The following is a 6455-nucleotide window of genomic DNA, read 5'->3' as shown; positions in this document are numbered from 1 at the left end:
GCCGCCCGCTCGCGGGCCACCCGGGCGCCCGCCGGCAGCCGGGACATGATGGTCAGCGCGCTCAGGAACGTGCCGCCCGAGGGCATCCCGCCCGCCCGGACGTAACCGGCGAGCTGCAGCGGCACGCCTTCGGGCAGCTGCTGCACGGTGAACCACGCGCCGAGGTCGTGCGGGATCGAGTCGAACCCGCACGCGTGCACCAGCCGCGCCCCGGTCTCGCGGGCGCGCCGGTCGTGCGCCAGGTACATCCGGTCGACGAACTCGGGCTCGCCGGTCAGGTCGACGTAGTCGGTGCCCGCCTCGGCGCACGCGGCCACCAGCGGTTCGCCGTGCGTCAGGTACGGGCCGACGGTCGTGATCACCACCTTCGTGGCCTCCGCGACGGCGACCAGCGAGGCCCGGTCGCCGGAGTCGGCGACGAGCAGGTCGAGGGCGGCGAACCGGTCGTCGATCTCGGTGAGCAGTGCCCGGACGGCTTCGAGCTTGCCGCGGTTGCGCCCGGCCAGCGCCCAGCGCAGGTCCGCGGGCGCGTGCCGGGCCAGGTACTCGGCGGTCAGCCCGCCGGTGAACCCGGTGGCGCCGAACAGGACCACGTCGTACGCGCGCATGTCTGCTCCTTCGCTGGGACGTCGGCGCGCTCAGGTTACCCGCCGGTCACATCCCGGCGCCGGGTGAACTACCGGCGGGTACAGTGCCCCCTCGAACGCGAGGAGGCAACCGTGACCGAACGCTTCGGCAGCTATCAGAACGAGATCTACCTGCAGGGGCTCGGAGGTCAGCTGCCGCCGTGCTCGACCGACGCGACGAAGCTGGAAGCGTCGGCGCGCGAGCTCATGGCGCCCGGGCCGTTCTCCTACGTCGCGGGCGCGGCCGGCTCCGGCGCCACCGCCCGCGCCAACCGCGAGGCCTTCGACCGCTGGCGCGTCGTGCCCCGGATGCTGACCGGCGCCACCGACCGCGACCTGGCCACCACCGTGCTCGGCACCAGGCTGCCCGCCCCGGTGGCCGTCGCGCCGGTCGGCGTCCAGTCGATCGTCCACCCGGACGCCGAGCGCGCGACCGCCCGCGCCGCGGCATCGATCGGGCTGCCGTTCATCCTCTCGACGGCGTCGTCGACCGGCATCGAGGACGTCGCCGCGGCCAACGGCGACGGCCCGCGCTGGTTCCAGCTGTACTGGCCCGGCGACCCCGACGTCTGCGCGAGCCTGCTGACCCGGGCGAAGAACGCCGGCTACACCGCGCTGGTCGTCACCCTCGACACGTGGACGCTGGCCTGGCGACCGTCCGATCTGGACCAGGCCTACCTGCCGTTCCTCAAGGGGGAGGGCTGCGCCGTCCCGTTCACCGACCCGGTGTTCCGCGGCCTGCTGGAGAAGACGCCGGAAGAGGACCTGAACATGGCGATCCTGCGCTGGATCGGCATGCTCACCGGCACCGACCGGACGTGGGACCAGCTGCCGTTCCTGCGCGAGCACTGGGACGGCCCGATCGTCCTCAAGGGCATCCAGCACGTCGCCGACGCCCGCCGCGCGGCCGAAGCGGGCATGGACGGCATCGTCGTCTCGAACCACGGCGGCCGCCAGGTCGACGGCGCGATCGGCGCGCTGGAGGCACTCCCGGGCATCGTCGCGGCGGTCGGCGACCGGCTGGAGGTGCTGTTCGACTCGGGCATCCGCACCGGCGCCGACGTCCTCAAGGCGATCGCCCTGGGCGCCCGGACGGTCCTGGTGGGGCGCCCGTGGGTGTACGGCCTCGCCCACGCGGGTGAGGACGGCGTCCGGCACGTCCTGCGCAGCCTCCTGGCGGACTTCGACCTGACCATGGGGCTGTCCGGCCACCGCACCCTCGCCGACCTGGGCCCGGACTCGCTGCAGCGGACATGAGGTAACGAATCGGGAATTCCGGAGACAGCCGGGCCGGGGGCCGCTACATTTCTGCCTCACCACGGCCGCTCGGGGACGGACCGGTGGTTCCATCAGTCCTTTCACGAGGGGGTTTCCCATGTCTTCGATCATGATGCGGATCGGCGTGCTGTGCGCGGTGCTCGGGTTCGGCACCATCGTCCTCGAGCAGTTCGACTACGAGTTCCGGATCCTGTCCTGGGCCAGCGACATGCAGCCGTTCTTCGGCATCATCCTCGGCCTGGTCGGTCTCGCGCTGATCGGCGGCTCGGTGGCGCTGAGCCGCGCCAAGGCCGCGCCGCAGCCGCAGCAGCAGGCGCCGGTCCAGTCGCCGCAGCAGCCCGGCCAGCCCGGCTGAGCCCCAGCGCCCCAATGTGGCGTTGGTTGCGTCCAACGCACCGAACGCCACATTGGGTGCGTTGGACGCACCGAACGCCACATTGGGGCGCTTGAGGCGGGCCTCCGGGGTGCGCCCGGTCACGTAGCCGGGATATTCGGAGGCCCGGGTCGTCACGCACGGCTATCCTTGGACCAAGAATGTCCGAGCCATCCCCCTTCGCCGCGCTGCGTGCGCGCCTGCCCGAGCTCATGCCGCGTGACGAGCAACGGCTGCGCCGCCGGCTCGAAGGCGCCCGCAAAGCCCGCAACCGCGACTCCGTCCTCGCCCAGATCGCCGCCGACGTCGAGAAGGCCGAGCTGCGCGTCCAGTCGCGGCGCGAGAGCGTGCCCAAGATCGAGTACCCCGAAGAGCTGCCGGTCAGCAAGCTCAAGGACGAGATCGCCGCCGCCATCGGCCAGCACCAGGTCGTGATCGTCGCGGGGGAGACCGGCTCGGGCAAGACCACCCAGCTGCCGAAGATCTGCCTGGAGCTCGGCCGCGGCATCCGCGGCCAGATCGGGCACACCCAGCCGCGTCGGCTGGCCGCGCGCACGGTCGCCGACCGGATCGCGAGCGAGCTCCACACCGAGCTCGGCGACGCCGTCGGCTACAAGGTCCGGTTCACCGACCAGTCCGGGCAGGACACGCTGGTCAAGCTGATGACCGACGGCATCCTGCTCGCCGAGATCCAGACCGACCGCTCGCTGCGCCAGTACGACACGCTGATCATCGACGAGGCCCACGAGCGCAGCCTCAACATCGACTTCATCCTCGGCTACCTCAAGCAGCTGCTGCCGCGCCGCCCGGACCTCAAGGTCATCATCACCTCGGCGACGATCGACCCGGAGCGCTTCTCGAAGCACTTCGACGACGCCCCGATCGTCGAGGTCTCCGGCCGGACGTACCCGGTCGAGGTGCGCTACCGGCCGCTGGTCGACCCGGAGGACCCCTCCGAGGACGCCGGAGCCGCCGACGAGCGCGACCAGACCCAGGGCATCCTCGACGCCGTCGAGGAGCTGTGCGCCGAAGGCCCCGGCGACATCCTGGTGTTCCTCTCCGGCGAACGCGAGATCCGCGACACCGCGGACGTGCTCAACCGGGCGAACCTGCGCAACACCGAGGTCCTGCCGCTCTACGCGAGGCTGTCGTCGGCCGAGCAGCAGCGCATCTTCCAGTCCCACACCGGGCGGCGGGTCGTGCTCGCGACGAACGTCGCCGAGACGTCGCTGACCGTGCCGGGCATCAAGTACGTCGTCGACCCGGGCACCGCGCGGATCTCCCGCTACAGCCACCGCACCAAGGTGCAGCGGCTGCCGATCGAACCGGTGTCGCAGGCGTCGGCGAACCAGCGCAAGGGCCGCTGCGGCCGCACGTCCGACGGCATCTGCATCCGGCTCTACTCCGAAGAGGACTTCGAGAGCCGGCCCGAGTTCACCGATCCCGAGATCCTGCGGACCAACCTCGCGTCGGTCATCCTGCAGATGACGTCGCTGGGCCTGGGGGACATCGCCGCGTTCCCGTTCGTCGAGCCGCCGGACCGCCGCCAGGTCAGCGACGGCATCGGCCTGCTGCAGGAGCTGGGCGCGTTCTCCTCGACCGGGTCCGACCGCAGCCTGACCGACATCGGCCGCAAGCTCGCGCAGCTGCCGGTCGACCCGCGGATGGGCCGGATGGTCCTGGAGGCGGCGAAGAACGGCTGCGTCCGCGAAGTGATGATCATCGCCGCCGCGCTGTCCATTCAGGACCCCCGCGAGCGGCCGGCCGAGAAGCAGCAAGCAGCCGACCAGCAACACGCTCGGTTCGCCGATCCGACGTCGGACTTCCTGGCCTACCTGAACCTCTGGGAGTACGTCGCCGAGCAGCAGAAGGCGTTGTCCGGCAACCAGTTCCGCCGGATGTGCCGCACCGAGTACCTGAACTACCTGCGGTTGCGCGAGTGGCAGGACATCTTCAGCCAGCTGCGTCAGCTGGCCAAGCCGCTCGGCATCTCGTTGAACACGAACACGGCCCCGGCCGACCCGCAGCGCGTGCACACGTCGCTGATCGCCGGGCTGCTGTCGCACATCGGGCTCAAGGACCCGGCCAAGGGCGACTACCTGGGCGCGCGCGGCGCCCGCTTCGGCGTGTTCCCGGGCTCGGCGCTGTTCAAGAAGCAGCCGCGCTGGGTGATGTCGGCGGAGCTGGTCGAGACGTCCCGGCTGTGGGCGCGGGTCAACGCGCGCATCGAACCCGAGTGGGTCGAGCCGCTGGCGCAGCACGTCGTGAAGCGGTCCTATTCCGAGCCGCACTGGGAACGCAAGCAGGGCGCGGTGATCGCGACGGAGAAGGTGACGCTGTACGGCGTCCCGCTGATCGCCGACCGCCGCGTCAACTACGGCCGGATCGACCCCGAGATGTCGCGGGCGCTGTTCATCCGGCACGCGCTGGTGGAGGGGGACTGGCAGACGCGCCACCACTTCTTCGCCGAGAACCGCGCGCTGCTGGAAGAGGTCGAAGACCTGGAAAACCGGGCACGGCGGCGGGACATCCTGGTCGACGACCAGACGCTGTACGAGTTCTACGACGCGCGGGTCCCGGCGGACGTCGTCTCGGTGCGTCACTTCGACAGCTGGTGGAAGAAGGCGCGCCACGAGCAGCCGGACCTGCTCTCGTTCGAGAAGTCCATGCTCATCAACGAAACGGCGGGCGGCGTCCGCGAGGGCGACTACCCGGACTCGTGGACGCAGGGCACGCAGGTCTTCAAGCTGACCTACCAGTTCGAGCCGGGCGCGGACGCCGACGGCGTCACCGTGCACGTCCCGCTGCCGGTGCTCAACCAGGTGACGCCGGACGGGTTCGACTGGCAGGTGCCGGGGCTGCGCGCGGAGCTGGTCACCCAGCTGATCAAGTCGCTGCCGAAGGCGTTGCGCCGCAACTTCGTCCCCGCGCCGGACACGGCTCGGGACGTCCTTTCGCGAGTGTCCCCTTCGGACGGTCCGCTGCTGGAGGTCCTCGGGCGCGAACTGCGTAATCTGCGGGGCATCACGGTGCCGTATGCGGACTGGGACCTGGCTTCGGTGCCGGAGCACCTGAAGATGACGTTCCGGGTCGTGGACGAGCGCGGCAAGCGCGTCGCCGAGGGCAAGGACGTCGCGGAACTGCAGCGGCGGCTGGCGCCGAAGGTGCGTGAGACGATCTCCAAGGCGGCCAACACGCTGGAGAAGGCCGGGCTGACGAAGCCGTCGTTCGGGGCGCTGCCGCACGTTTTCGAGTCGAAGCAGCGCGGTCACGACGTCAAGGCGTACCCGGCGCTGGTCGACGAGGGCGCTTCGGTGGCCGTGCGGCTGCTGGACACCCCGGCCGAGCAGGAACACGCGATGTGGGCGGGCACCCGGCGGATGCTGCGGCTGAACCTGAACTCGCCGATGAAGTTCATCACGCGGTCGCTGTCCAACTCGTCGAAGCTGGTGCTGAACCGGAACCCGCACGGCAGCGTCGCGGCGCTGCTCGAGGACTGCGTCGACTGCGCGGTGGACGCCCTGATGGCCGCGGGCGGCGGTCCGGTGTTCGACGAGACCGGCTTCAAGGTGCTGCTGGAGAAGGTCCGCGCGGGCCTGCACCCGCAGGTGCTCGACGTGCTGACGGACGTGGAGAAGATCCTCCGCGCGGCGAACGACGTCGAGGTGGCCCTGCCGTCGGCGCGGGGTCCCGCCGAGTCGCTGTCCGACATCCGCGCCCAGCTGGCCGGCCTGGTGTACCCGGGTTTCGTGACGGCGACCGGCGCCGGGCGGCTCCGCCACGTCGTCCGGTATTTGCAGGGGATCTCGCGACGGCTGGAGAAACTTCCCACCGAGCCGACGCGCGACCTGCAGCGGACCGCGGACATCGCGTGGATCCAGGGCGAGTACGCCGACGCGGTGGCATCGCTGCCGCCGGGGACGTCGTCACCGGCGCTGAACGAGGTGCGGTGGATGATCGAAGAGCTGCGGGTGTCGTTCTTCGCCCAGACCTTGGGCACGGCGCACCCGGTGTCGCTCAAGCGGATCACGAAGGCCATCGACGACGCGTTGGCCTAGTCGATCATCGTTCCAGGCCACCGAAACCCGGAATGTCCGGCCTCGAACTTCCTTCGGTTGACCGCGGTGCACCGCGGGACAAGCCTGGGTCGGCCGGAGACCTTCGCGCCGGCCGCGCAC

General features: G+C 70.8%; 4 protein-coding genes. 3 read left to right on the top strand and 1 reads right to left on the bottom strand.

Annotated elements, in window-relative coordinates:
• Window positions 1-608, bottom strand: a 608-nt coding sequence (locus ACWEF6_RS30525; protein ID WP_449686098.1) for a saccharopine dehydrogenase family protein, incomplete at its 3' end; no start/stop codon positions are given.
• Between the two features lie 111 nt (window positions 609-719).
• Between ACWEF6_RS30525 and ACWEF6_RS30520 the strand changes: the two genes are divergently transcribed.
• The 3 genes from ACWEF6_RS30520 to hrpA all read left to right on the top strand — a co-directional run bounded on the left by ACWEF6_RS30520 (window position 720) and on the right by hrpA (window position 6335).
• Window positions 720-1883, top strand: a complete 1164-nt coding sequence (locus ACWEF6_RS30520; protein ID WP_449686097.1) for a lactate 2-monooxygenase — start codon at window positions 720-722, stop codon at window positions 1881-1883.
• A gap of 118 nt (window positions 1884-2001) precedes the next feature.
• A complete protein-coding gene (locus ACWEF6_RS30515) occupies window positions 2002-2259 on the top strand; it encodes a hypothetical protein (protein ID WP_449686096.1) in 258 nt (85 codons plus the stop codon).
• A 230-nt stretch (window positions 2260-2489) separates the two neighbouring features.
• Complete coding sequence (hrpA, locus tag ACWEF6_RS30510; RefSeq protein WP_449686100.1) at window positions 2490-6335, top strand: ATP-dependent RNA helicase HrpA; 3846 nt, start codon at window positions 2490-2492, stop codon at window positions 6333-6335.
• The last annotated feature ends 120 nt before the right edge of the window (window positions 6336-6455 follow it).

The organism is Amycolatopsis sp. NPDC004772, from assembly GCF_053601215.1.
The sequence above is the reverse complement of the archived record's forward strand: the minus strand, read 5'-3'. Positions and strand labels throughout refer to the sequence as shown.

Bases quoted from the DNA above. Each gene is read 5' to 3' on its own strand.
- ACWEF6_RS30515 (WP_449686096.1), top strand. From the start codon at position 2,002: ATGTCTTCGATCATGATGCGGATCGGCGTGCTGTGCGCGGTGCTCGGG.
- hrpA (WP_449686100.1), top strand. From the start codon at position 2,490: ATGCCGCGTGACGAGCAACGGCTGCGCCGCCGGCTCGAAGGCGCCCGC.